Genomic DNA, 2,054 nt, shown 5'->3' on the forward strand with positions numbered 1-2,054 from the left:
CAGCCGCTGTACATGACCGGCGTCACGATCGCCGGAGCGACGCACAACGTGTTGTATGTCGCGACGATGAACGACAAGCTCTATGCCTTCGACGCCGACAGCGCGTCGCCGTCCCCGCTGTGGATGCAGGACTTCACGAACCCGCCGTCGGTCACGCCCGTGCCCATCACCGACATCACGGCGCCGAATCTCAACATCATTGGAAACGTCGGCATCCAGAGCACGCCGGTCATCGACCAGGCCTCGGGAACGATGTATCTCGTTACGAAAACCAAGGAGGGCAGCGCCTACTTCCAGCGGCTCCACGCCATCGACGTCACGTCGGGACAGGAGCGGCCGGGGAGCCCGGTCGCGATCACCGGATCGGTTCCTGGTACCGCGCCCGATTCCACGATGGGCCCGGATGGACCGGTCGTTTCCTTCGATCCGAAGATGCAAGGGCAGCGGGCGGGCCTGGCTCTGGTGAACGGAGTGATCCTGATTGCGTGGGGATCCCACGAAGACCTCCCGCCGTACCACGGCTGGATCATGGCCTTCGACGCGACGACGCTCGCGAATGTCGGCGTCTTCGCGGTGACGCCGGACGTCTACGGAGGAGGCGTGTGGCAGGGCGGGCGCGCCCCGACCATCGACGCAAACGGCTACGTGTACTACACCACGGGCAACGGCGACTGGGACGGTACGCGCAACTTCGGCGATTCGCTCATGAAGTTCAGGGCGAACCTTTCGGGGCTGACGCTGGTCGACTACTTCACGCCCGGCAACGAAGCCAAGCTGAGTATCGACGACGATGATTTGAGCGGATCCGGCTTCACACTGCTGCCGGGCACGAACCTCCTGCTGGGCGGCGGAAAGGAGGGCGTGCTCTACCTCCTCGACTCCGATCGTCTGGGCGGCAAGGTCCTCAACGACACGCAGATCGCTCAAAGGCTCCCTATGCTGGGAGGGCACGTGATGGGGGGGCCCGTACTCTGGACCTCACCGGCGTCCGGTCCGCTCGTCTACAACTGGTCGGAAGACGACGTGCTGAAGGCCTATCGCCTGAGCAACGGGCGCTTGATCACGCCGCCCTTCGCGCAGGGCGAGGCGGTGTCGCCCGGTCATCCGGGTGGATCGCTGGCCGTCTCCGCGAACGGATCGACCGCGGGCACAGGCATCGTCTGGGCGTCGATGCCGACGAGTCAGGACGGCATGCACGGCCTCGTTGCCGGGATGCTGCGGGCGTACAACGCGGAAACCCTGCAGCAGCTGTGGACCAGCGAGCAGAACCCCGCCCGCGACCGTGTCGGAACGCTGATGAAGTTCGTGCCGCCGGTAGTTGCCAACGGCCGCGTCTACGTCCCGAGCTACGGCAGTCAGGTGAATGTCTACGGCCTCCTTCCGCCCGACTTCGACGTGGCGTCGGGACCGGGAGGGCTGACGATTGCTCCGGGCGGTACCGGTACATTTCTCGTGAGCGTTACCGGCTTGGGCGGGTTCGCCGATGTGGTGAACTTGGGCGCGACGGGTCAGCCAGCCGGCACGACCGTGATCTTCTCTCCATCGTCGGTTGCCGGGACAGGCTCTTCCACGATGACGGTCACGGCTGCCGCGGACGCGCCGACGGGCAGCTCCTGGGTCACCGTCTCCGGGACGAGCGGCGATCGCGTGCGATCCGGCAGTCCGATGGTCGTCAATGTCAATTCGCTATCCGCCGGTCTCGGTCCAATCGGGATCGACTTCACGGGGAGCACGCCCGTCAGGATGAGCGCATCCGAAGTCGCGGGGGCCGTCCCCATCTCGAACTGGAACACCGCGGCGGGCGCCGCCTCGACGACGCCACTGGCGCTGGTGGATGCGACCGGTACAGCGACCGGAGGAACCGTCACCTGGACGGCCAACAGCGTGTGGATGCTGCCGACCACCGACCACGCCGGAGATCGCCGGATGATGAAGGGGTATCTCGACTCGACGAACACGTCCACGACGACGGTGTCGGTCGCGCGGCTGGTGCCGCGGACCTACGACGTCTACGTCTACGTGGACGGCGACAACCGCGCGTTCGACCGGCCCGC

1 pseudogene is annotated in these 2,054 nt (G+C 66.1%); it reads left to right on the forward strand.

Annotated features, from left to right (window positions below):
• Positions 1-12: 12 nt before the first annotated feature.
• Positions 13-2,054: pseudogene (locus VH969_RS19695) on the forward strand (hypothetical protein); the annotation flags it as partial.

The organism is Actinophytocola sp., assembly GCF_036555685.1.
Taxonomy (GTDB): Bacteria; Actinomycetota; Actinomycetes; order Mycobacteriales; family Pseudonocardiaceae; genus Actinophytocola.